The sequence below is a fragment of the Couchioplanes caeruleus genome (genome assembly GCF_023499255.1).
Taxonomy (GTDB): domain Bacteria; phylum Actinomycetota; class Actinomycetes; order Mycobacteriales; family Micromonosporaceae; genus Actinoplanes; species Actinoplanes caeruleus_A.
Map to the genome: position 1 here is coordinate 4,401,392 of NZ_CP092183.1, position 23,588 is coordinate 4,424,979.

At 73.7% G+C, this 23,588-nt stretch carries 23 protein-coding genes; 7 read left to right on the forward strand and 16 right to left on the reverse strand.

What is annotated here, in order from left to right:
- Positions 1–21: 21 nt before the first annotated feature.
- Entirely contained in the window at positions 22–891 is an 870-nt protein-coding gene (locus tag COUCH_RS20310) for a GNAT family N-acetyltransferase (protein ID WP_249606762.1), read from the reverse strand.
- 222 nt (positions 892–1,113) lie between these two features.
- On the opposite strand from COUCH_RS20310, the gene COUCH_RS20315 reads away from it, so the two are divergent.
- Genes COUCH_RS20315 through COUCH_RS20325 form a run of 3 tightly spaced genes read left to right on the forward strand, consistent with a single transcriptional unit; the run spans position 1,114 to position 4,204 of the window.
- Positions 1,114–2,094, forward strand: coding sequence for an alginate lyase family protein (locus COUCH_RS20315; protein WP_249606763.1), 981 nt, complete (start codon positions 1,114–1,116; stop codon positions 2,092–2,094).
- Between the two features lie 14 nt (positions 2,095–2,108).
- Positions 2,109–2,306, forward strand: a complete 198-nt coding sequence (locus COUCH_RS20320) for a hypothetical protein (RefSeq protein ID WP_249606764.1) — start codon at positions 2,109–2,111, stop codon at positions 2,304–2,306.
- 26 nt (positions 2,307–2,332) lie between these two features.
- Entirely contained in the window at positions 2,333–4,204 is a 1,872-nt protein-coding gene (locus tag COUCH_RS20325) for an RICIN domain-containing protein (RefSeq protein ID WP_249606765.1), read from the forward strand.
- 54 nt (positions 4,205–4,258) lie between these two features.
- On the opposite strand, the gene COUCH_RS39040 is transcribed toward COUCH_RS20325, so the two are convergent.
- The 5 genes from COUCH_RS39040 to COUCH_RS20345 are packed head-to-tail and all read right to left on the reverse strand — an operon-like array spanning position 4,259 to position 7,314.
- Positions 4,259–4,441: an ABC transporter permease gene (locus tag COUCH_RS39040; RefSeq protein WP_346015926.1), complete on the reverse strand. Its 183-nt coding sequence runs from the start codon at positions 4,439–4,441 to the stop codon at positions 4,259–4,261.
- 44 nt (positions 4,442–4,485) lie between these two features.
- A complete protein-coding gene (locus COUCH_RS20330; protein WP_346015927.1) occupies positions 4,486–4,953 on the reverse strand; it encodes an ABC transporter permease in 468 nt (155 codons plus the stop codon).
- Positions 4,950–5,879: an ATP-binding cassette domain-containing protein gene (locus tag COUCH_RS20335; RefSeq protein ID WP_249606766.1), complete on the reverse strand. Its 930-nt coding sequence runs from the start codon at positions 5,877–5,879 to the stop codon at positions 4,950–4,952. The genes COUCH_RS20330 and COUCH_RS20335 overlap by 4 nt, the downstream gene beginning before the upstream one ends.
- Positions 5,876–6,799 (reverse strand): DUF4097 family beta strand repeat-containing protein, encoded by a 924-nt coding sequence (locus tag COUCH_RS20340; protein WP_249606767.1) that lies wholly within the window; start codon positions 6,797–6,799, stop codon positions 5,876–5,878. Before COUCH_RS20340 ends, COUCH_RS20335 begins: the two co-directional genes overlap by 4 nt.
- Entirely contained in the window at positions 6,796–7,314 is a 519-nt protein-coding gene (locus COUCH_RS20345) for a DUF1778 domain-containing protein (RefSeq protein WP_249606768.1), read from the reverse strand. The genes COUCH_RS20340 and COUCH_RS20345 overlap by 4 nt, the downstream gene beginning before the upstream one ends.
- 78 nt (positions 7,315–7,392) lie before the next feature.
- Between COUCH_RS20345 and COUCH_RS20350 the strand changes: the two genes are divergently transcribed.
- Both COUCH_RS20350 and COUCH_RS20355 read left to right on the forward strand, forming a co-directional pair.
- Positions 7,393–8,016 (forward strand): SAM-dependent methyltransferase, encoded by a 624-nt coding sequence (locus tag COUCH_RS20350; protein ID WP_249606769.1) that lies wholly within the window; start codon positions 7,393–7,395, stop codon positions 8,014–8,016.
- Positions 8,017–8,226: 210 nt separating this feature from the next.
- A complete protein-coding gene (locus tag COUCH_RS20355; protein WP_249606770.1) occupies positions 8,227–8,682 on the forward strand; it encodes a DoxX family protein in 456 nt (151 codons plus the stop codon).
- A gap of 57 nt (positions 8,683–8,739) precedes the next feature.
- Here COUCH_RS20355 and COUCH_RS20360 read toward each other — a convergent pair whose 3' ends face one another.
- From COUCH_RS20360 to COUCH_RS20380, 5 genes are all read right to left on the reverse strand, one after another.
- A complete protein-coding gene (locus COUCH_RS20360) occupies positions 8,740–9,198 on the reverse strand; it encodes a GNAT family N-acetyltransferase (protein WP_249606771.1) in 459 nt (152 codons plus the stop codon).
- Between the two features lie 45 nt (positions 9,199–9,243).
- Entirely contained in the window at positions 9,244–9,681 is a 438-nt protein-coding gene (locus tag COUCH_RS20365) for an RDD family protein (RefSeq protein WP_249606772.1), read from the reverse strand.
- 127 nt (positions 9,682–9,808) lie between these two features.
- Entirely contained in the window at positions 9,809–11,293 is a 1,485-nt protein-coding gene (locus COUCH_RS20370) for an SDR family NAD(P)-dependent oxidoreductase (protein WP_249606773.1), read from the reverse strand.
- A gap of 84 nt (positions 11,294–11,377) precedes the next feature.
- On the reverse strand, positions 11,378–13,867 hold the full coding sequence (locus tag COUCH_RS20375; RefSeq protein ID WP_275979946.1) for an MMPL family transporter: 2,490 nt from the start codon (positions 13,865–13,867) through the stop codon (positions 11,378–11,380).
- 36 nt (positions 13,868–13,903) lie between these two features.
- Positions 13,904–14,911, reverse strand: coding sequence for a hypothetical protein (locus COUCH_RS20380; protein ID WP_249606774.1), 1,008 nt, complete (start codon positions 14,909–14,911; stop codon positions 13,904–13,906).
- A gap of 261 nt (positions 14,912–15,172) precedes the next feature.
- Between COUCH_RS20380 and COUCH_RS20385 the strand changes: the two genes are divergently transcribed.
- Positions 15,173–15,769 carry an FKBP-type peptidyl-prolyl cis-trans isomerase gene (locus COUCH_RS20385; protein WP_249606775.1) on the forward strand — a complete coding sequence of 199 codons (597 nt, stop codon included), beginning with the start codon at positions 15,173–15,175 and terminating at the stop codon, positions 15,767–15,769.
- A 3-nt stretch (positions 15,770–15,772) separates the two neighbouring features.
- On the opposite strand, the gene COUCH_RS20390 is transcribed toward COUCH_RS20385, so the two are convergent.
- The 3 genes from COUCH_RS20390 to COUCH_RS20400 are packed head-to-tail and all read right to left on the reverse strand — an operon-like array spanning position 15,773 to position 18,576.
- A complete protein-coding gene (locus COUCH_RS20390) occupies positions 15,773–16,558 on the reverse strand; it encodes a YaaA family protein (RefSeq protein ID WP_249606776.1) in 786 nt (261 codons plus the stop codon).
- Between the two features lie 9 nt (positions 16,559–16,567).
- Positions 16,568–16,906 carry an STAS domain-containing protein gene (locus COUCH_RS20395; RefSeq protein WP_249606777.1) on the reverse strand — a complete coding sequence of 113 codons (339 nt, stop codon included), beginning with the start codon at positions 16,904–16,906 and terminating at the stop codon, positions 16,568–16,570.
- Between the two features lie 41 nt (positions 16,907–16,947).
- Positions 16,948–18,576, reverse strand: a complete 1,629-nt coding sequence (locus COUCH_RS20400) for a copper resistance CopC/CopD family protein (RefSeq protein ID WP_249606778.1) — start codon at positions 18,574–18,576, stop codon at positions 16,948–16,950.
- A gap of 178 nt (positions 18,577–18,754) precedes the next feature.
- Between COUCH_RS20400 and pgm the strand changes: the two genes are divergently transcribed.
- On the forward strand, positions 18,755–20,398 hold the full coding sequence (pgm, locus tag COUCH_RS20405; protein WP_249606779.1) for a phosphoglucomutase (alpha-D-glucose-1,6-bisphosphate-dependent): 1,644 nt from the start codon (positions 18,755–18,757) through the stop codon (positions 20,396–20,398).
- Here the strand turns inward: pgm and COUCH_RS20410 are convergent.
- Together COUCH_RS20410 and COUCH_RS20415 are read right to left on the reverse strand one after the other, a co-directional pair.
- Positions 20,388–21,056, reverse strand: coding sequence for a response regulator (locus COUCH_RS20410; protein ID WP_249613762.1), 669 nt, complete (start codon positions 21,054–21,056; stop codon positions 20,388–20,390). The two genes, pgm and COUCH_RS20410, sit on opposite strands and share 11 nt — an antisense overlap.
- A complete protein-coding gene (locus COUCH_RS20415; RefSeq protein WP_249606780.1) occupies positions 21,041–23,473 on the reverse strand; it encodes an ATP-binding protein in 2,433 nt (810 codons plus the stop codon). Before COUCH_RS20415 ends, COUCH_RS20410 begins: the two co-directional genes overlap by 16 nt.
- Positions 23,474–23,588 lie beyond the last annotated feature (115 nt).

Here is a 23,588-nt window from a genome sequence, read left to right on the forward strand (position 1 = left end):
CCTGCCGCAGACGGGTGAGGGTCAGAGGTCGAGCTGGTAGAGCACCGACCAGTGGGTGGGTGCGTACCCCAGGGTGTCGTTCACCCGGCGCATCGCGACGTTGCTGTCCGCGGTGTCGGTGAGCAGCCCCGCGACACCCGGGTGCGCCTCGCGGACGTGCAGGATCGCGGCGGCCTTCATCCAGCGTGCGAGGCCCCGGCCGCGGTGCTCGGCCAGCACGCCGGTGCCGTAGTGCTGCGCGTCGCCGGTGCCCGTGCCCGGCACGACGAGCTCGGTGAAGCCCGCGACGCTGCCGTCGTCCTCGCGGATCGCCGCCACGGTGCACAGGACGTCGCCGCGCCGGTCGATCGCCGCGGCGATGGCGCGTACCCGGTCGACGTCCCACTCCTCGGCCGCGACGTCGGTCTCGTCCATCGGCATGTCGTCCATCGCCCGCCGGGAGGCGGCGAACGAGGGTGCCAGGTCGCCGGCGACCGTGCCCTCCCAGCTGTGCAGGCGATATCCCGGGTGCGGCTCGCGTGCCAGGGCGGCGAGCCGGGCGAGGTCGGCGTCGGCGACGGCGAGCCGCGCGAAGGTCAGGTTGAGCACCGGCCGCATCCCGCGGGTCGCGAGGAACGGCGAGCCGCCCGTCACCGGGCCGGCCGTGACCGATCGCCGTCCGAGCTTGCGGGCGGCGGCGGTCGCCGCCTCGAACAGGGCGGTGCCGACGCCGTGCCGGCGTTCCGCCGGGTGGACCGACACGTCGAGCTCGGCGCGGTGGTCGGCCCCGGGGGCGGTCGGGACCCGCAGGTACGCGATCCCCAGCGGCCGCCCGTCCTCCCCGGTGGCCACCCACGCCAGCCGGTACGACGACGAACCCGGTTCGGTGTCCCGCAACGCTGTGATGTGCACGCCTCATTGTCGCCCGCCGGGGATGCCGGGAAGCGCTTCCCGTGCGTAACCGGTTCCGGACCGTGAAATCGGCCCCGCCACACGAGAAAGCGCTCTCTGGTCGTGGAACCTTTCGGCATCCTTAAGTCCGTCGATGCGTGCTTGACCGCGTCCGGTTCGCCGCGATTGAGTACCCGACTGTTAAGTGCCTTTCCGGTTCCCCGCCCCCACCCGGAGTTCCCCGTGCGTAGATTCCCCCGTCGCACCGCCCTCGCCGCCGGCACGCTCGTCCTGGCCGTGCTAGCCACGGTCGGCGTGCGGTTCACCGCCGACGCGTCCACCGCCGCGGCCCCGGCCGCCTTCTCCCACCCCGGAGTGCTGGTCAGCCGGGCGCAGCTCGACTTCGTCAAGGGCCGGGTCGCGGCCGGGGCGCAACCCTGGCTCGCCGCGTACGACCAGATGAGGGCCAGCCGGTACGCCTCCCTGACGCGTACGCCGAAGCCCCGCGCGACCGTCGAGTGCGGCTCCTACTCCAACCCGAACAACGGCTGCACCGACGAGCGTGAGGACGCGATCGCCGCGTACACCGACGCGCTGACCTGGTACATCACCGGCGATGCGGCGTACGCGAAGAAGTCGATCGAGTTGATGGACGCGTGGTCGGCGACCATCCGGAACCACACCAACAGCAACGCCCCGCTGCAGACCGCGTGGGCCGGCTCGGTGTGGCCGCGCGCCGCCGAGATCATCAAGCACGCGTACGGGACGTGGCCGAACCAGGCCCGCTTCGCCACCATGCTGCGCGACGTCTACCTGCCCGTCGTCATCCCCGGCATCCACAGCAACGGCAACTGGGAACTGTCGATGATGGAAGCCGCTACCGGCATCTCCGTCTTCCTCGACGACCGCTCCAGCTACGACCGGGCCATCGCGCGGTTCAAGCTGCGCGCGGCCTCGTACATCTACATCGCCGCCGACGGCGCCCAGCCGAAGTACCCGCCGGCCGGCGGCATCGACACCCGGGCCGAGCTGATCAGCTACTGGCAGGGCCAAGCACGTTCGTCGACGGGCTGTCCCAGGAGACCTGCCGCGACTTCACCCACACCGGCTACGGCATCTCCGCCATCGCGCACGTCGCCGAGACCACCCGCATCCAGGGTGGCGACCTCTACCCCGAACTGCAGGACCGGCTGCGGCACGCGCTCGGGTTCCACACGAAATTAGAGAACGGTACGGCGGTGCCGTCGAGCATCTGCGGCGGCACCGTGACGAAGGGCCTCGGACCGGTCACCGAGGTCGCGTACAACGCCCTGCACAACCGGATGGGCATCGCGATGAGCAACACCGAGACGTACACGGTGGCCAAGCGCCCGCAGGGCAGCAACAACCTGTTCGTCGCGTGGGAAACCCTCACCCACGCGAACAACCCCGCCTGATCCCCTCTCCCACGAAGGTTCCCCGCATGAATCCCCGCAGAAAGCGGCGCCTGATCGCCGTCCTCGCCTCGGCGACGGTCGTCGGCGGCCTCGGCGTCGCCGGTGTCACCACCGCCCTGGCCGCCACCACCGGCACGGTCGTCAGCTCCGCCAACGGCAAGTGCCTCGACGTGACCGACGGCTCCACCGCCAACGGCACCCTGCCCCAGATGTGGTCCTGCGCGAGCGGACCCAACCAGACCTGGACGTACGGCGACGACCAGTCGCTCAAGGGCCTCGGCAAGTGCCTCGACGTGGCGGGCGGCGCCACGACCGACGGCGCCGTCGTGCACCTGTGGGACTGCTACGCCGGGCTCACCAGTCAGCAGTGGACGTACACCGCGGGCCGTGACCTGGTGAACGTCAAGTCCGGCAAGTGCCTCGACATCAAGGACAACAACCTCGCCGACGGCGCGAAGCTGCAGATCTGGACCTGCTCCGGCGGGGCCAACCAGAAGTGGACGGTCAACGGCGCGACCACGCCCCCGACCACCCCGCCGACCGTTCCACCGGGCAGCGGCAACCCCGACCTCGGCCCGAACGTCACGATCTTCGACCCGTCCATGTCCGCGTCGACGATCCAGAACAAGCTCACCTCGGTCTTCAACCAGCAGGTGAGCAACCAGTTCGGCACCCAGCGGTACGCCCTGCTCTTCAAGCCGGGCAGCTACAGCGTGGACGCCAACGTCGGCTTCTTCACCCAGGTCGCCGGTCTCGGGCTCAGTCCCGACCAGGTGACGATCAACGGCCGGGTGCACGCCGAGGCCGACTGGTGGCCGGACGGCTCCCAGAACGCCACTCAGAACTTCTGGCGCTCCGCCGAGGGCCTGTCGGTCAACCCGACCGGCGGCCTCGACCGGTGGGCGGTCTCGCAGGCGGCGCCGTACCGGCGGATGCACGTCCGCGGCAACCTCGCGCTGTCCGACGGCGGCTGGTCGTCCGGCGGGTTCATGTCCGACACGAAGATCGACGGGCAGATCCAGTCCGGGTCGCAGCAGCAGTGGCTGACCCGCAACTCGCAGATGGGCAGCTGGTCGGGCTCCAACTGGAACCAGGTCTTCGTCGGTGACCAGGGCGCGCCGGCGAACAGCTTCCCGTCGCCGCCGTACACGACCGTGGCGCAGACCCCGAAGGTCGCCGAGAAGCCGTACCTGTACGTCGACGCGAGCGGCAACTACCAGGTGTTCGTCCCCTCGGTGCGCAGCAACTCGTCCGGCACCACGTGGGCGAACGGCACCCCGGCCGGCACCTCGCTGCCGATCGGCAGCTTCTACGTGGTCAAGCCCGGCGACACCGCGGCGAGCATCAACGCGGCCCTCGCGTCCGGCAAGAACCTGCTGGTCACGCCGGCCACGTACCACCTGAACGCGCCGATCACGGTGACCCGGGCGAACACCGTCGTGCTGGGCCTCGGCCTCAACACGGCCGCCAACGGGCTCGTGGTCAACGGCGACGACGTCGCGTTCTACGGCCTCTTCGTCGAGCACTACCAGCAGTACCAGACGATCTGGAACGGCGAGAACGGGCGCACGTACTTCTACCAGAACGAGATGCCGTACGACCCGCCGAACCAGGCCGCGTACATGAACGGCTCGACCCAGGGCTGGGCGGCGTACAAGGTGGCCGACTCGGTCACCAACCACCAGGCGTGGGGGCTGGGCAGCTACTGCTACTTCAACGTCAACCCGGCGGTGGCGAATGCCCGCGCCTTCGAGGTCCCGGCCAAGCCGGGCGTCAAGTTCACGAACATGGTGACCGTGTCGCTCGGCGGCACCGGCACGATCTCGCACGTCATCAACACCAAGGGCGCCGCGGTCAACAGCGGCCACCAGGTCGAGAACCTGGTCAGCGGCCCCTGACAGTACGGCGCATCGCGGCCCGCCCGGGAAGATCCGGGCGGGCCGCTCGGCGTCTCAGCGCTGCTTGTCGTACTTCCACTTCGCCCACACGTACCCGGCGAGCGCGATGCCGGCGCACCAGGCCGCCGACGCGACCAGGTCCGCGCCGACCGGCGTGCCCGCCAGCAGGCCGCGGACCGTCTCCATGATCGGCGTGTACGGCTGGTACTCGGCGAACTGCCGCAGCCCGGGGGGCATCGTGTCGGTCGGGACGAAACCGCTGCCCAGGAACGGGAGCAGGGTCAGCGGCAGGGGAGCACCGCCAGCACGCCCAGCCAGGCGCCAGGCCCCGCATCGCTGCGGAAACCCACGGCCACCGCGATGCCGACCACGATCACCAGGCCGATCAGCGTCTGGACGATGCTGCCCAGGACGTGCCCGGTGAGCACGCAGACGCGGGCGATCGCCATCGTGCGGAAGCGGGCCACGATGCCCTCGGTCATGTCCATGGCGACCGACACCGACGTCCCGGTGGCCGCGCCGCCGATGGTCATCAGCAGGATGCCCGGCAGCACGTACGTCAGGTACTCGGCGCGGCCGCCGCCGAGCCCGGCGCCCAGGGTGCCGCCGAAGACGAACACGAACAGCAGCAGGAAGATCACCGGCATGCCGGCGAGCATGACGGTCATCGCCGGGTACCGCTGCATGTGCCGCAGGTTGCGCCGCAGCATCGTGCCCGAGTCGCGGACCGCGAGGGCGAGGCTGCTCATCGGGCGGGCTCCTTCGTGGTCGTCGAGGCCGTCAGGGCGAGGAACACGTCGTCGAGGTCCGGGGTGTGCAGGGCCAGCGCGTCGAGCTCGACGCCGGCATCGTCCAGGGTGGCCAGCAGCGCGCGCAGCGACGCCACGCCGCCGTCGCCGGGCACGTCGAGGGTCAGGCCGACCTGCGGCACGGGCAGGTCGAGCAGGCGGGCGGCCCCCCGCAAGCCGTCCGCGCCGGTGAAGGTGAGGCTGACGTGGCCGCCCGGTACCAGCCGTTTGAGCTCGGCGGCGGTGCCCTCGGCGACGATCCGGCCGCCGTGCAGCACCGCGATGCGGTCGGCGAGCTCGTCGGCCTCCTCCAGGTACTGCGTCGTCAGGAAGACCGTCACGCCGCCGGCGACCAGGCCGCGGATCGTGTCCCGGACCGCGCGGCGGCTGCGCGGGTCCAGGCCGGTCGTGGGCTCGTCGAGGAACAGCACCCGCGGGCTGCCCATCAGCCCCATGGCGATGTCCAGGCGCCGCCGCATGCCGCCCGAGTACGCCGACGCCACCTTGTGGGCCGCGTCCACCAGGTCGAACCGCGCCAGCAGCGCCGCCGCCCGCTCCCGGCCGCTCCGCCGGTCCAGGTGATGCAGGTCGGCCATCAGCAGCAGGTTCTCCTCGCCGGTCAGGAAGCCGTCCACGGCGGCGAACTGGCCGGTGACACCGATCGCGGCGCGGACCGCGTCCGGGTCCGTGCGCGGGTCGGCGCCGGCCACCCGGATCTCACCGCCGTCCGGGCGCAGCAGGGTGGTGAGGAGGCTGACGGTGGTGGTCTTGCCCGACCCGTTGGGACCGAGCAGGGCGAAGATCGAACCGGCCGGGACGTCGAGGTCGATGCCGTCGAGGACGGTCTGGTTCCCGTACGCCTTGCGCAGGCCCGTCGCGGTGATCATGCCGCTTGCTGCCGGGGTGGGCGCACGATCGAGATGTTGCCGAACGACGTGCGGGCCCGGACCTCCACCTTGTTCTCGCCCGGCTCCGCGGCGCCGCCCGCGGCCAGCTGGTTCTGCACCTTGCCGAAGGACGTGTGCAGATCCAGGTACGCCGCCGTGCCCTCGGCGATGCCGACCTGCAGCTCACCGACGGCGGTCTGCACCGAGACGGTGCCCCGGACGACCTCCGTCACGCGGACGCTGCCGTTGGCCGTCGACGCGACGAGGTCACCCTCGGCGTGGCCCACCACGATGTCGCCGTTGGCCGCCTTGACGTTGATGTCGCCGGCGACCCAGTCGACGCGGCTGTCGCCGTTGGAGTTGCGGACCACCGCGGAACCCCGGATCGCGCCGACGTGCAGGCTGCCCGAGGCGGTGCTCGCATGGGTGTCACCCTCGGCCGTCTGCACGACGACCGTACCGCTGGCCGTGGTCAGGTTGAGCGGGCCGGTGTGCTCCAGCCGTACGTCCCCGGTCGCGGTCTTGATCCGCGTCTCGCCCAGCGTCCCGGTGCTGTGGAACGTGCCGATGGCGGCTCCCGCGTGCAGCCGCGAGCCGGTCGGCAGGGCGATCTGCAGGTCGATCGAGCCGGTCTTGCCGAACAGCCCGAGGTTGCGCAGCTTCGGCGTCTTCACGAGCAGCTGGCCGTCGGCGTACTCGACCCGGGTCTGCTCGGCGGCCCGGACGTCGTGGTCGGAGGCGGGGTTGCTGGGGCGTACCTCGACGACGGTGTCCGGCCGGTCGCTCGCGGCGATCCGGATGTCGGCGATGACCAGCTCGAGCGTGGCGGTGATCGGTCGGGGGGTGTCGAAGGTCGGCATGGTGGTCCCTTCCGCGGGCGAGTGGGGGTGGACGTCGAGGTCGAGGTGCGCGGTGGTCATCGGGCCCAGCCGGTGTAGCGCTGGCCGCCGAAGGTGTGGCTCGAGGTGACCGTCGGGGCGGCCGTCTGCTGCTGGGCCGCGGCACTCGCCGCGCGTACCAGCCAGGCGTTCACGGAGAGCCCGTCCCGCGCGGCGGCCTGCTCGATGCGGGCCTTGAGCTGCTCCGAGAGGCGGAAGTTGATCCGGGAGACGCCACCCTCCTCGCCGTCGGGCGGAGGCGGTGACGCCGGCATGGCGCCATATGGCATCACCTCTGGCGCCGGAGCCTCGGCCGGAGGAGGGTTCACGACGAAGGCGGGGTCGCCGGCGCGCAGGCGCACCTCGACCGAGCCGGGCGCCAGGTCGCGCGTGATCTCGTCCGCCGCGGTCGAGAGCGCGTCGAGCAGCGCCAGCCGGAAGGCCGACTCCATCGGGGCGGTGAGGCGTTCGGCCAGCGCCCGGGCCTCGGCGCCACCGAGCTCGGCCGCCGACGCGAGCTCCTCCCGGAGCCGGGCGACGTACGTTGTCAGGTCCATGGCACCACTATGGCACCACGATGGCGCCATAACAATGGTTTTCCGGAAGTGTCGTACCGGGCTGCCATAGTCCCCGCCATGGACTGGGCGGCCTGGCACGACGACTACGACGACCCCGCGAGCGCGCTCGCCCGCCGGCTGGACTGGGTGCGCGCGGCGATCCGCACCTGGCTGGAGACGGCGCCGCCCGGGCCGCTGACGGTGATCAGCCTGTGCGCCGGTCAGGGCCGCGACCTGATCGGCGCGCTCGCCGGCCACCCCCGGGCCGGGGACGTCCACGCCCTCCTCGTCGAGACGGACCCTCGCAACGCCGCCTGCGCCCGGGACGCCGCGGGGGCGGCCGGGCTGACCGGGATCGAGGTGGTCCAGGGCGACGCCGGCCGCACCGACCAGTACGCCGACGCCGCGCCGGCGCACCTCGTGCTGGCGTGCGGCGTCTTCGGCAACATCTCCGACGTGGACGTCTCGGCCACGATCTCCGCGTGCGCCGCCCTCTGCCGCGAGGGCGGCACCGTGGTGTGGACCCGGCACCGCCGGCCGCCGGACCTCGTACCCGTCATCTGCGAATGGTTCGAGACGCGCGGGTTCGCGCGGGTCGCGGTGACGGGCGACGGGTTCGGGGCGGGGGTGCACCGGCGGGTGCTGCCGGCGGCCCGGCTGGCGCCCGGCGTGCGCATGTTCACCTTCCGGGACCGGCGTTGAGGCTCCGCTCTCCTGGAGACGGGTTTCAGGGCGAAGGTCCCTTGTGGAGCGCGTCTCGGGTCGCGAACGCCCGAGCCGGCAGGAGCGCTGTCCCGCTGTATGGGAGCGCTCCCATGGAGTGGCCAGGAGATTGAAGGTTATCGTTGTTTTTCGGCTCTCCGGCTCTCTACCCTGCGGGCATTCCCGTCGCTCCGCCCCCGAAGGAGAGCCATGTTCCCCCACCGCTACGCCGCACCGATGTGGTCCCTGTTCCGGATCGTCGTCGGCTTCCTGTTCATGTGCCACGGTCTCGCGACCGTCTTCGGGGTGCTCGGCGGCAACCGCGGCACCGGTGAGGCACTCGAGGCCGGCACCTGGCCCGGCTGGTACGCCGGCGTCATCCAGCTCGTCTGCGGCATCCTCGTGCTCGCCGGGCTCGGCACCCGGCCCGCCGCGATCCTGGCCTCCGGGTCCATGGCGTACGCGTACTTCACGGTCCACCAGCCCGAGGCCCTCATGCCGATCCAGAACGGCGGCGTCACGCCGGCGCTCTACGCCTGGTCCTTGCTCATGATCGCCGTGCTGGGGGCCGGACCGTGGTCCCTCGACGCCCTCATCGCCCGGCGTCGGGGTGCTGCCGAGCCGGTGGGCGCGGACCGGGGCGAGCTCGCCGCCACCCGCCGTTAGCACCGCCACCCGGCCGCCGCCGGCCCGCCGTCGCGCCCGTGCGGCGGCGGGGCGGCGTCAGCGGGGTGGGGCGACCGGTTTGCGGAAGTACACCCGCCGGAGGCCGTTCTGCTCAACGCGGTGCGTCTCGACGTACCCGCGCCGGGGGTAGTAGGCGAGGTTCTCCGTCATGACCTCGTTCGTGCAGAGGCGCACCTCCGGCCGGCCGGCCTGACGCGCCTGCTCGTCCGCGAGCTCCAGCAACCGGCCGCCGACGCCCCGCCCCTGCGCGTCCGGCGACACGGCGACGGTGTCCAGCAGCAGATGATCCTCGTGCGGCACCAGCAGGGCCAGGCCGACGATCTCCCCGGCCGCGACGGCGACCCAGACCCGGCCCGCGCTGACCGCCTCCCGGTAGTCGTTGTGCATCGGCTTCGGGTCGCGGCCGAGGCGCGGCACGTACTTCTCGAAGGCCGCCGCCGTCAGCCGCCGCAGGGTGTCGACGTCGGAGGCCGTCGCCGGGCGCACGGTGAGCACGGGCTCACGATAGAGCAGGATCCGGCCGGCCCGCCGCGTGGCAGGTCAGGGGCGGATGACCAGGGTCTTGGCGGCCATGTCGCCCAGCCGGCGGCGGTTCTTGGAGTTCACCACGATGATCAGCCCGACGAGGTACCCGCCGATGCCGTCGATGAGCCGCGCCAGCGTGCGGACGAAGCCGGAGAGCAGGCCCGGCCGCCCGCCGGTCTCCGCGTCCACCACGCGGATGCCGGTGATGAGCTTGCCGACCGTACGGCCGGTGAGGCCCTCCAGCACGATGTAGTAGAGCGCGGCGATGACGAAGAGCCAGCGGTTCTGGCGGGTGGAGATCTCGGTCAGGTCGAAGTCCCACCACGCCTTGCCGCTGTCGACGACCCACGCGAGGGCACCGTTGAACAGGCCGAACACGATGCCGTCGATGAAGGTGGCCACGATCCGCCGGCCGGTCACGCGGACATCCGGCTTGGTCGCTGCGTAGGTCATGGCTAGATCATGACGGACGCCCGCAATCCGGACCGGCGCGAGGGGCGACCCGCGCCGGCGGGTCTGACCGCCCGGGCGGGCCGAGGTGCCCCTGCGCCCCCGCCGCCGTCGTCCGGTCGCCCCCGCGTCACCAGGCCACGGGGGCGTAGTCCTTGAGGAAGCAGCCGTACACGTCCTCGCCCGTCTCGCCGCGCACGATCGGGTCGTAGACGCGGGCTGCGCCGTCGACCAGGTCGAGTGGGGCGTGGAAGCCTTCGTCCGCGAGGCGCATCTTCGTGGGGTGGGGGCGTTCGTCGGTGATCCAGCCGGTGTCCACACTGGTCATCAGGATGCCGTCGGCGAACATGTCGTCCGCGCTCGTGCGGGTGAGCATGTTGAGCGAGGCCTTGGCCATGTTGGTGTGCGGGTGGCCCGCCCCCTTGTAGCCGCGGCTGAAGATTCCCTCCATCGCCGACACGTTGACCACGTAGCGGCGGGGGAAGGGGGATCGGGTCATCGCCGGGCGGAGGCGGCTGACGAGGATGAACGGCGCGGTGACGTTGCAGAGCTGGACCTCGAGGAGTTCGAGGGCGCCGACCTCGTGGACGCGGTCGCTCCAGCTGTTGGTGGGTGCCAGGTCCGGTACGAGGCCGCCCGCGTCGACAGCCGTGGCCGCCGCGATCCGTTCCGGGCTCGCCGAGCCGGCGGTGAGCGCCAGGGCCGTCAGCGCGTGCGGGCTGAACGTGGCGCCCGCGTCGGGACCGGTGAGCGCGGCCGGGTGGGCGGTGGCCCGGCCGCCGACGTACTCCAGCTCCGGGAGGGGGCCGCCGGGCAGCGGCGCGGACTCCGCCGCGACGAGCGAGGCGTACGAGCCGGGCGAGCGGCGTACGGTCTGGGCCGCGTTGTTGATCAGGATGTCCAGCGGTCCCCGGGCGGCGACGGAGTCGGCGAGGGCGACCACCTGGGCCGGGTCCCGCAGGTCGATGCCGACGACGCGCAGCCGGTGCAGCCAGTCGGCGCTGTCCGGCATGGCGGCGAAGCGGCGCACCGCGTCGTGCGGGAAGCGGGTGGTGATCGTGGTGTCGGCGCCGTCGCGCAGCAGCCGCAGCGCGATGTACATGCCGATCTTCGCCCGCCCGCCGGTGAGCAGCGCGCGGCGCCCGGTGAGGTCGGTACGCGCGTCGCGGCGGGCGTGGTTCAGAGCCGCGCAGGCCGGGCAGAGCTGGTGGTAGAACGCGTCGACCTGCACGTACCGCTGCTTGCAGATGTAGCAGCCGCGCGGCTGCTTGAGGACGCCGGCGGTGCGCGTGGTCGTGGCCGTGCTCAGCGGGATGCCGGCGGTCTCGTCGTCGATGCGGCTCGGCGCTCCCGTGGCGGTCGCCGCGGTGACCGCGCGGTCGTGTTCGAGGATCGCGTCGCGGCGGTCCCGGCGGCGGCGCAGCTTCACCGTCTTGAACAGGCCCGCGGTGGCCCGGCGGACGGCGACGGCGTCGGGGTGTTCCGGGTCCAGGGCCTCCGCCTCGGCGATCACGTCGAGGCAGAGTGCGAGCCGGTCGGGGTCGATCCCCGGTGCCTGCGGCGCACGGCGGGCGTGGCCGCCGGAGGTGGCGGTCTCGTCGGCTGTCGCGGTCATCCTCTTCCGTCCCGGTAGGTCGTCACTCCGGGGCACTGTACTTTCCGCGCGGGCCGGAGCCCAGTTCGGCCACCGGGTGGCGGCTCAGCCGTCGGTGGGCCGGTCGGTCTCGATGACGGCGGTGGTGTCGGCGTCGGCGGGCGGGGTGGCGCGCTGGGCGAGGTCCACCGTACGGCCGAGGTCGCCCAGGTCACGGGGCCGTCCGTCGGTGCGGTCGGGCGGCGCGGCCCGGTCGTCGGCGGGCCGCCAGGGTGACGCGGCGGGGACGGTGTCCATCGTGATCCGCGCCGGCGCGGCCCCGGGAGCGGAGCCGGCCACGGGAAGCCCGGCCCCGGGGGCCCAGTCCGAGGCCGCCGGGGGAGGGGAAGCCGGAGTGGCCGGTGGGGCGACCGGGGCTGGGGATGCGGGCCGGGTGCGCGGGTCCGGCCGCTCGGGGGCGGCGTGCCGGCCGACCGAGACCGTGGGGAACAGCTCCTCGTCCTCGTACTCGGCGAGGCCGGCGCGTTCCTGCAGGCGGCGCAGCGGGCCGGGCGCCCACCAGGCCGCCGGGCCCATGAGGCGCAGCACGGCCGGGACCAGCAGCATGCGGACCACCGTGGCGTCGAGGACCAGCGCGATGATCATGCCGACGCCGACGAAGCGCATCGTCGTCACCGAGGACAGGGCGAAGGCGCCCGTGACCACGATGAGCAGGATCGCCGCCGCGCTGATGACCCGGCCGGTACGGGCCAGGCCGGTGGTGACCGCCTCGGCGGTGGACGCGCCGCGGGTGCGCGCCTCCACCATGCGCGACAGGAGGAAGACCTCGTAGTCGGTGGAGAGCCCGAAGACGACCGCCGCCATGAGCACGACGATGCCCGCCTCGAGCGGTGCCGGGGTGACGTGCAGCAGGCCCGCGCCGTGACCGTCCTGGAAGATCCAGACGAGGATGCCGAACGTGGCACTCAGGCTCAGCGCGCTCATCGCCACCGCCTTGACCGGCAGCAGGACCGAGCCGAAGGCGAGGAACATCAGCAGGAGGGTGGCGCCGACGAGCAGGCCGATCATCAGCGGCAGCCGGTCCGCGGTGGCCGCGAGGCTGTCCACGTTGCGGGCCGTGGCGCCGCCGACGAGCACTTCCACGCCGGCCGGTGGGCGCAGCGCGCGGATGTCGTCGACGGCCGTACGGGCCTGCGCGCTGAACGGGTCCTTGCCGGCGAGGGTCGCCGTGTACGTGACGACGTCGCCTCCCGAGCCCGCCGGGGTGACCGCCGCGACGCCCGGCACCTTCGCGACCGCCGCGGCGAACTGCCCGGTGCCGGCGGGCGGGCCGCCCTTGACGCCACGCAGCACGACCTGGATGCCGGCGCTGCTGAACGCGGGGAAGTCGGCCTTGAGCATCTCGACCGCCTGGCGGGCCGGGTCGCCGGCGGGCAGCACCCGTTCGTCGTTCTCGCCGAAGTGCACCCCGCGGATCGGCGCGGCCAGCACGAGCAGCCCGGCGAGGATCGGGAGCACGACCAGCAGCGGGCGGCGCAGCACCACGTCGGCGAGCGCGGCCCAGCCCGCTCCGGCCGGGCGGGGGTTGGCGCGCCGTGGCAGGCGTACGGGAAGCTTGTCGACGCGGTGACCCAGAACGGCCAGCAGCGCCGGGAGCAGGGTGAGCGACAGCAGCGCGGCCAGGCCGACGGCGGCGAGCCCGCCGTAGGCCAGCGACTTGAGGAACCCCTGCGGGAACAGCAGCAGGCCGGCCAGCGCCGTCATCAGCAGCGTCGCGGAGAACACCACGGTGCGCCCGGCGGTCGCGACCGTCCGGGTGACGGCCTCGGCGGGCGTACGCCCCGCGGCCTGCTCCTCCCGGAAGCGCCCCACCATGAACAGCCCGTAGTCGATGGCCATGCCGAGCCCCAGCAGGCTGGCCACGTTGACGGCGAACGAGTTGACGTCGTGGCCGTACGCGACGGCGTGCAGGATGCCCAGCGAGCCGAGCACCGCGCAGCCGCCGACGAGCACGGGCAGCGACGCGGCGACCAAGGAGCCGAAGATGAACAGCAGCAGGACCAGCACGATCGGCAGCGAGATCGCCTCGGCGAAGGCCAGGTCGTCGGTCGAGCGGCTGGCGGAGGCGTCCCCGAGCGGGGCGGCGCCGGCGAGGTGCACGGTGGCGCCGGCGACCGACAGCTTGTCGGCGACCTTCCGGTACGCCTCGAGCTTCTCGCCGTCGTCGCGGCCGGCGAGGGTGAGCACCGCGACCGCGCTCTTCTTGTCGTCGGCGGCGTACTGGTCCGCGTTGTCCGGCCAGTAGCCGGTGACCGCGGTGACCGCGGACTTCGGCAGCGCCTCGAGCCGCGCCTCGATGCGCCGGCCCAGGGCCGGGTCGTCGACGGTGCCCTGTGCCGGGCGGTAGATGGCGACGACGTCCCCGCCGCGCGCGCCCAGCTCCTGCTGGACCACGTCGGCGGCCCGGGTGGACTCGCTGCCGGGGTCGGTGTAGCCGCCCTCGGACAGCTGCCCGAACACCCCGGCGCCCCACACCCCGGCCGCCGCGACCGCCACGACCGCGGCCGTGAGCACGGCCCAGCGGAACCGGGCCACCCATGCACCCCACCCGGCGAACAACGATGCCCCTCCTCAGCGCAGGGTCGCCGCCTGCAGGGCCACGCCGCCGCAGTCGGAGTTGAACGAGTCCTCGGTGACCCAGCTCAGATTGATCTTGCCGTTCTTCGGTGCCCGGTACGTCACCACGAACGCCACGGTGTCCAGGTTGGTGCCGCGTTCCTCGAAGGTGCTCGTGGCGGTCGGACCGCCCGTGGACAGCTTCGCGGTGAGCCGGCCGCGTCCCGCGAGGGCACCGACGTACAGCTTCAGCGTGCGCGCCGACGTGCCCGCCGGGGCGGAGATCGTGAAACCGTTGCCCTTGCCGCAGGTGCGGATGCCGGTCGGGGTGCCGTCGGAGTGGTCGACGGGCGAGCCGCCGCGCCAGGCGAAACGCTGCGGGCTGAACCCGTGCCGGAACCGGGGTGCGGTCGGCGGGCCCTCGAGGATGGCGAAGCCGCCGTCGTCGTCGCGCTCCAGGGAGAACGTGCTCTGCTCACCCCAGTGCACCCAGTCGCGGGTGCCCTCGGCGCTGAGGTCGACGAGCCCCGGTATGCCGGTGCGGGCGATGCTCACCGAGCCGCGGAACGGCGGAGGGCTGGACTTGCGCGGCGGCGCGGAGCTGCTCTTGCCGGGCGTCGGGGACGGCGGGTCAGTCGGCGACGGGCTGTCGGAGGCGCTGGGCAGCGGGATCGGGAACTGCTGGTCCGGCGGGTTGAGCGGCACGTCGCCGAGGGCGGGTGGCTGGACCGGCGGGATGGCGGCCTTGTCGTCGCCGCTGACGGCCCGGCTGACGATGAAACCGAAGGCGATCACGACCAGCACCCCGGCGAGGATCACCGCGGCCGGCATCAGGAACTCGCTGAGCCGGCGGCTGCGGCCCTCCAGCAGCTCCGGCGGGACGGCGGCGCCGCGGCGGCCGGCCGTGCGGTAGCCGTAACCGGGGCGCAGGCCGGCAGCCGGGTCCGGCCGGCGCGGGCCCCGGTCGGACGGGCGACCTCCGGGCTGTGGCTGGCGACCTGTCGTACGGTCGTCGTCCGGCAACCGACCCTCCCCGGTCGTTCGCGGGCGCGCACGCCGCACCGCCGGTGGCGGCCGGGCGGGTTGTCCCTGGTCGTGGTGCTGTTGGGTGGTCCACGTTCTCACCTTCCGTGAGTGACGGAGAAGAGCGAATTGAGTAACCACCCGTTTTGTTGATCACGCGGGTCGGCGGTTCGGTGGAGGTTCACGCCGGGCCCGCGGGTGCCGGCGAGTACGGTGTCCGAAGTTTCCCCCGTGTCCCGTGAGTAGGAGAAGTCAGAGCAGATGAGTGTCCAGGACAAGACCGCCGGCAAGCGTCGCGGCCAGGCGCTCACGGGCGCGCTCGCGGGTGTCGCGGTGATCGCCGTGCTCGTCGCGGTCTTCATCGGCATCCAGGTGTCGGACGACGACAAGCCCACGAACACCTCCGCGCCCGCGGCCGCCGCGTCTGAGCCCGCCCAGGCGCAGCCGAGCGCGCCGGCCGCCGAGCCCAGCGCCCCGGCCGCCCAGACCCCGCTCGACCCGGCGCTCAAGGAGAAGCCGGTGGTCAAGGCCGGCAAGGGCAAGGTGACCAAGCTGGTCGTCAAGGAGCTCATCGCCGGCAAGGGCCCGAAGCTGACCGCCGGCCAGACGATCCAGGCCAACTACGTCGGCGTGACGTACAAGGACGGCAAGCAGTTCGACTCGTCGTGGGACCGCGGCCAGCTCGCGGAGTTCCCCATCGGGGTGGGCCGGCTCATCGAGGGCTGGGACAAGGGCCTGGTCGGCGTGCCGGTCGGCAGCCGGGTGCAGCTCGACATCCCGGAGGCGCTCGCCTACCCGAACGGCAACGGACCTGCCGGCGACCTGCGCTTCGTCGTGGACGTCCTGGCCGCGCAGTAACGGCTACAGCTCGCGGACGATCACGTCCGCCTGCCGGGAGCGGCCCGCCGCGGCAGGCCGCTCCCGCACGTCGTACTTGAGGTCGCGCAGGGCGGCGAGCAGCTCATCCACCGACGCCGGGGTCACGCTTGCGGTCGCCAGGGCCCGGACGAGACGGCCCTTGGTGGCCTTGTTGAAGTGGCTGACCACCGAGCGGCGCGGCTCGCCGTCCACGATCCGCTCGTGCAGCACCCGCAGCGCCACGGCCTGCGGCCCCGGCGCCCACATCGCCGCGTAGGCGCCCGAGCGCAGGTCCAGCACCGGTCCACCGGCCGGCAGGTGCCGGGTCAGGGCGGTCTTCCAGAACGGCGTCAGCCCGCCGATCCCGGGCAGCGTGACCCCGGCGGAGCACCGGTACGCGGGGATGCGGTCGGTGAGCCGGACGACGCCCCACAGCCCCGAGAACACGACGGCGCGCTCGTCCACCCAGGCCCGCGCGTCCGGGGCGAGGGTGGCGGCGTCGAGGGCCTCGTAGAGCACCCCGGTGTACACCTCGGCGGCCGGTGCCGCGGGGGCTGTGGCCAGCACGGCGTTGCGCTCGAGCTCGCCGCGCTGCCCCTCGCTCAGGCCCAGCGTGGCCAGCGAGTCGGCGACCGCCCGGGCGCTGGTGCGCCGGCTCAGCGCGGACAGCCGCCCGAGGACCCGCCGGCGGGCCGGGGCCAGCTTCGGCAGCCAGAGGGTGGCCGGGTCGACCGGGTCGCCGGCGGACGGTGCGGTCTTGCCCTCGGACGGCGGCAGGAGAACGATCACGCCGCGAGGTTACAAGCCGGGATCGGACAGGGCGTCGGCGACGCTCGGGTACACCCCGAGGGCAGCGGTGAGCCCGACGGTCTCCAGCAGCCCGTGCAGCCAGGCGCTCGGGGCGGCCAGCCGGACCCAGCCGCCGGCCGCCGCGGCCCGGCGCTGTCCGGTGAGGAATGCGCTGAGGCCGGTGGAGTCGCAGAACTCCACTCCGGAGAGGTCGACCACGATCCGCGGGTGCGGGTGGTCGAGCACCTGGTTCAGGGCGGTGCCGAGGGCCGGTGTGGCGTCCAGGTCGAGGTTTCCGCGGACGGTCACGACCACCGAGTCGGTGGTGCCGATGACGGACACGTGCACGGGAAGCCTCCTGCCATCGACGGAGCCTTCTCTCTGCCCCGTCAGGGCCGCTGCGGAACCTGTGGAACGGTGATCGTCGTGCGGACGGTCGCCTGGTCGATGTCGGTGGTGCGTACGGTGAAGGTCAGCTCGTACGTGCCCGGCACCGGGAAGGTCAGCGAGCCCACGGCGTCGTTGCGCGGGGGCAGCGGCAGCATCGGCGCGGACACCGGCTCCAGATCCTGACCCTGCAGCCGGGTGGTGACCGTCCACTCCGGTGCGGGCAGCGGCTTGCCCTCCGGCGTGTACGTGAACCCGTGCACGGTGTTGTTCTCGCCCAGCTCGACGGGATAGACGTAGTACTGCAGCGTGAAGAGGTCCGCCGTCAGTGTCTGCGACACCCCCTTCTCGGCGGGTGCGGCCCGCTCGGCGGTGACGCTGCGCCCGGGCGTCGTCTGCACCAGGACGGCGCTGAGCCCGAGCACCGCGACGGTCGCCGCGACCTCGATGCCCACCATGCGGCGCAGCCGGCCGGGACCCGCGGTCACCACCTCGGAGCGCCGCACGAAGCGCCGGGCGAGGGCGGCCGCCCCGAGCACCGCGGCCAGCACGGCGACCTTGGCCAGCACGATCCGGCCGTACCCGGTGCCCCACAGCGCGCCGGGCGGGCCGACCTGCACCACGGCCTGCACCACGCCCGCGCCGGCCAGCCAGACCACCGCCAGCGTCGCCCACCGCGACCACGCCGGCAGGATCCGGCCGAGCACCCGCGGATGCGCCCGGCGCAGCAGGAACAGGCCGAGCGTGACGAGCCCGCCCAGCCACACCGCCATGGCGGCGATGTGCACCACGTCCGCCGCGATGATCGCCGGGCCCAGCGGCGACTCGACGGCGTGCCCGGTCAGCGGCCAGGTCGTCAGCCCCGCCGCGGCCAGCGCGAGCAGGGCGGCCGTACGCCACGGTGCGGACCGGCCGTGCAGGACCGGGGGCAGCAGCACCGCGACGGCGGCGAGCACGGCCAGGCGGGCCAGCAGGGCCAGGCCGTACGGGCCGGCGAGCACGTCGGCCAGCTCGGTGACCGACACGTCCCAGATCGGCGCCCCGCTGGCGTCCGGCGCGCGGGTCCACAGGGCGCCGAGCGTCGCGGCGGCCGTCCCGATCAGGCCGGTACGGACCAGCAGGATCGGCCCGCGGCGGGAGAGCCGCCGGGGCCACAGCAGGGCGAGCAGCAGCGCCGGACCGGCGATCAGCGTCAGGCCGGCGTACCCGAGGAAGGTGAGCGCGGGGCGCACGGCCGCGACCGACGGGTGCACGCCGGCGGGGTCGCCCTCGGCGGGCCGCGCGGACGGCGCGCCGACCGAGAACGTCATGGCCCCGCCGACGGGGTGGCTGTCGGCGGAGATGATCCGGTAGCTGACCAGGTACGTCCCCAGCGGCTGACCCGCGCGGCGCACCTGGATGCGCAGCACCGGCCCGTCCGCGGTGACCGCGCCGGTGATCCGCTTGCCGTCCGGGGCGAGCACCTGGGTCCGCCCCTCGACCGGCGTGACCGGCTCGCTGAAGCGGATCACGATCTCGCCGGGGGCGGCCCCGACCACGCTGCCCGGCTCGGGGCTCGCCGTCTGCAACGCCGCGTGCGCCGCGGCGGGGGATGCCGGCAGCAGCAGGGCGGCGAGCCCGATCACGAGCATGACCAGCACACGTGCCGTCCGCGGCCCCCCAGCCGCCAGGTCCCCTGTCACGACAGGTAGTTCGGATGTTTCGCGGTAAAGGTTCAATCGCCGCGTGGCGGCTTACCGACCACCGCTCGCGGGTACGCCCACGACGATACGATCCCGGGCAGGTCCACGCCCTCAAGGAGGCCCCTCGATGTCCGTGCATCCCCGCGCCGGCACCCCCGCCGATTCCCGCGACACCATCGACGTGCCCCGGGTGGTCCTGAGCTACTACACCGGCCACCCCGACCCGGAGGTGGCCGAGCAGCGGGTCGCGTTCGGCACCTCCGGCCACCGCGGCTCCAGCCTGCGGACCGCGTTCAACGAGGACCACATCGTGGCCACCAGCCAGGCCATCGTCGAGTACCGCAAGGCGCAGGGCACCGACGGGCCGCTCTTCCTGGGCCGCGACACGCACGCGCTCTCCGAGCCGGCCATGGTGTCGGCGCTGGAGGTGTTCGCCGCCAACGACGTCAAGGTGCTGATCGACAGCCGCGACGGCTACACGCCCACGCCCGCGCTGTCACACGCGATCCTCACCTACAACCGGGGGCGCTCGAGCGGGCTGGCCGACGGTGTCGTCGTCACGCCGTCGCACAACCCTCCGGACGACGGCGGCTTCAAGTACAACCCGCCGAACGGCGGCCCGGCCGACACCGACGCCACCAAGTGGATCCAGGACCGGGCCAACGAGCTGATCGCGGCCGGCCTCCGGGACGTCCGCCGCGTCGGCGCCGCCCGCGCCCGCACGTCCGAGCTGGTCTCCGGGTACGACTACCTGTCGGCGTACGTGGACGACCTGTCCTCGGTCATCGACATGGAGGCGATCCGCTCGGCGGGCGTGCGCATCGGCGCGGACCCGCTGGGCGGCGCGTCGGTGGCGTACTGGGGCGAGATCGGCGAGCGGTACGGCCTGGACCTGACCGTGGTGAACCCGGACGTGGACCCGACGTTCAAGTTCATGACGCTGGACTGGGACGGCAAGATCCGGATGGACTGCTCGTCGCCGTACGCGATGGCCTCGCTGATCGAGCAGAAGGACCGCTTCCAGCTGGCCACCGGCAACGACGCGGACGCCGACCGGCACGGCATCGTCACGCCCGACGCCGGCCTGATGAACCCCAACCACTACCTGACCGTCGCGATCTCGTACCTGTTCCGGGTGCGCGCGGACTGGCCCGGCGAGGCGGCCATCGGCAAGACGCTGGTGTCCTCGTCGATGATCGACCGGGTCGCCGCCGACCTGGGTCGCAAGCTGGTCGAGGTGCCGGTGGGCTTCAAGTGGTTCGTGCCGGGGCTGCTTGACGGCTCGGTCGGCTTCGGCGGCGAGGAGAGCGCCGGCGCCTCGTTCCTGCGCCGCGACGGCAGCCCGTGGAGCACCGACAAGGACGGCATCCTGCTCGACCTGCTCGCCTCCGAGATCCTGGCCACCACCGGCCGGACCCCCAGCGAGCACTACGGGGACCTGACGTCGAAGTTCGGCTCGCCCGCGTACGCCCGCATCGACGCCCCGGCGACCCGCGACGAGAAGGCGATCCTCGCCAAGTTGTCGCCCTCGCAGGTCAGCGCCAAGGAGCTGGACGGCGAGCCGATCACCGCGGTGCTGACCACGGCGCCGGGCAACGACGCGCCGATCGGCGGGCTCAAGGTGGCCACCGAGTCCGGCTGGTTCGCGGCCCGGCCGTCGGGCACCGAGGACGTCTACAAGATCTACGCCGAGTCGTTCAAGGGCCCGGAGGCGCTCGCCCGCATCCAGGAGGAGGCCCGCGCGGTGGTGTCGGCCGCCCTCAAGGGGTGACGCCGGGACGCACGAGACCGAGGTCGTAGGCGGCGATCGTCGCCTGCACCCGGTCGCGGACGCCCAGCTTGGCCAGCAGCGCGTTGACGTGCGCCTTCACCGTGCCGGTCGTGATGCCCAGCGCCGCGCCGATCTCGGCGTTGGACAGGCCCCGCGCAATGCTCACCAGCACCTCGCGCTCGCGCGGGGTGAGGCCGGCCAGGCGGGCGTCGTCGGGCACGGTGGCGGTGATCCCGCCGCCGGCGAACGCGTCGATGAGCCGCCGGGTGACGGCGGGGCTGAGCATGGCCTCGCCGCCGGCCACCACCCGGATCGCGGCGAGCAGGTCGGCCGGCTCGGTGTCCTTGAGCACGAAGCCGGACGCGCCCGCGCGCATCGCCTCGAACACGTAGGCGTCCTGGTGGAACGTGGTCAGCACGAGCACCCGCGGTGGCTGCGGCCCGGCGGTCAGCCGCGCCGTGGCGGTCAGCCCGTCCATGCCCGGCATGCGGATGTCCATCAGCACGACGTCGGGACGGACCCGGCCGGCGACCTCCAGCGCCGTGGCGCCGTCCGCGGCCTCGCCGACGACGCTCAGGTCGGGTTCCGCGTCGACGATCGCGGCGATGCCGGCCCGGACCATCAGCTGGTCGTCGACGACCATCACACGCGTGGCGATGTCGCCACCTCCTCGTCCTCGCCGGCCCGCTGCGGCGGGGCTGGACCGTCGTGCCCGTGCCCCGGCGCGGGTTCGTCGTGCCCGTCCCGCGGCGCGGGTTCGTCGTGCCCGTCCCGCGGCGCGGGTTCGTCGTGCCCGTCCCGCGGCGCGGGGAGCAGGATCTCGGTGCTGCCGTCACCGGCGACCGTCAGGCTTCCGCCGACCGCGGCCAGCCGGGCCCGCAGCCCCGCGGCCACCTCGCCACCGGCATCCTCCGGCATCGGGCTCACCGCGAGGCGCAGCGGGTCGCCGGCGAGGTCCACCCGGACCCGTACGGGGCCGGTGTCGCCGGCCAGCAGCAGCTCCACCACCCGGTACGCCGAGACGTCCAGGTCCGTGCTCAGCCGCCGGCCGGTCCCGATGAGCTCGAGATCGACCGTACGGCCGCCCGCGCGCCACCGGTCCACGAGCCCGGGCAGCGCAGCCAGCGTCGGCTGCGGTGCCCGCGCCTGGTCCTCGCCGGCCGGGGCGTCGCGCAGGTCGTTGAGCAGGCCGCGCATCCCGTCCAGCGCGGTCCGCGCCGCGCCGACGACCGCGTCCAGGTCCCCACGGTCGGCGGCCTCCGGCACCCGCGCGGTGTCGCGCAGCACCGCCTCGCGCAGCCCGGCCGCCACCCGGGCCCGTTCCGCGCCCGCCTCCACGAGGGCCCACGCCGTGGCGGCTGCGACCGCGTGGTCCTCGCGGGCCCGTACGCGCTCGCGCCGGCGCCGGGCCAGGAAGCCCGCCAGCCACGCCCCGGAGACGGGCAACGACAGCGGGATGCCGCCGACGATCGCCATGATCAGGAACGTGGCCGGTACGGAGGCCGCGGTGTCCTCCGGCGGGTCGAGCAGCAGCATCACGCTGACCGCGGACATCACACAGCCCAGCACCGCGGGTATCGACAGCCAGGTCAGGGCCGGCCGGCGGCCGTAGCGGGCCACCGCGTGCACCGCCAGCACCTCCGCGCCGGCCCCGGTGACGGCGATCCAGCCGTGGGTGATGGTCAGCAGCCTGGTGGCGATCAGCAGCGGCCACACCCAGCCGGTGACGAGCACGGCCGTCAGCACGGTCCAGGGCCGGGTGCGCCGCCACGCCAGCGGCAGGGCGTGCCCGATCAGCGTCAGGGCGGCCAGCGAGGCGGCGCCGGCCGGGAGGTCGCCCTCCTCCAGCGCGACGAGCAGCCCCGCGGCAGGGGCGCCCAGGGCGAGCAGCAGGACGGCCGCGTCGATGACCGAGTCCGGGCCCGGCCGCCGCGCGCCGCCCGGGACCGGCGCCGCGTCGGCCGGCAGCAGCGCGTCCACCTGCCAGCCACCGCCGGGCCGCGGACCCGCCTCGAGCGTGCCGCCGAGGGCCGCCGCCCGTTCGCGCATCCCGCCGATCCCGCGACCGGAGCCCAGCCGCGCGGCGGATCCGTCCGTGGTGGCGCCCGCCGGGCCGTCGTCGGCGACGGTGAGCCGTGCGCCGTCCGGGGTGCCGGTGAGGCGGACGGTGACCGAGGCGCCCGGTGCGTACCGCAGGGTGTTTGTCAGGGCCTCGCGGGCGATGCCGTGCGCCGCCTCCGCCACGGCCGGGCCCATCGGGTGCGTGCCCTCGACGGTGACGCGCTGCCCGAGGCGCCGGAAGCCGTCCGCGAGCTCGGTCAGGCCCCCGCTCGGCCCCGGCGCGCCGGGCTCCTGCAGCAGGGCCACCAGCCGTTGCAGGGCGGTCAGCGTCTCCCGCCCGGTACGCACCGCGAAGTCCCGGGCCTCGGCGACCAGCTCCGGGCGGGCGGCGCCGACCCGCTGCGCGGCCGAGGCGATCACCACGATCGACGTCAGGTGGTGCGCGGTGACGTCGTGCAGCTCGCGGGCGAGCCGGTGACGCTCGGTGTCCGCCGCCCGCGACCGGCGCTGCTCGGCCTCGGCCAGCCGGGTGGCGGCGTCGGCGCGGTCGGCGTACCAGCGGTGCCGGGCGCGGCCCAGCGCGGCCACGCCCATGTAGAGCACCACCAGCACCGCGAGCGCCGCCGGGAAGTCGCCGCCGAGCTCGTCGTCGCCGGCCACCAGCGCGGTCTGCCAGACGATCAGCGCGGCGGCCGTGGTCAGGGCCGTGCGCTGAGGGCGGCGTACGGCGATCCCGTACAGCATGACGATGTCGGCGACCGTGATCACGCTCAGCGAGTCCGGCGGCAGGCCCAGCTCGGCGACGGTCAACGCGGCGACCACCACCCCGGTCGTCGCGATCGGGGCGGTACGCCGCCACAGCAGCGCCACCGCGACGGTCACGGTCACCGCCACCGCGGTGGCCGCCGAGGTCGCCGTCACGTGCTCGCGGGTCGCGTACGCCAGCCCCGGCCAGGCCGCCAGCTGCAGGACGGCGAGCGCGGCGGGCAGCAGCCAGACCGGTGTGCGTTCCATGACGTCCCAGACCCTAGGGGGCGCGCGCACCCCCGCACATCCGCCCGCGGGCCGGACGGGTCCTCTATCGCAGGTTGGAGCCGCCGCGCAGGCAGTCCCGGTAATTCTCAGCTTC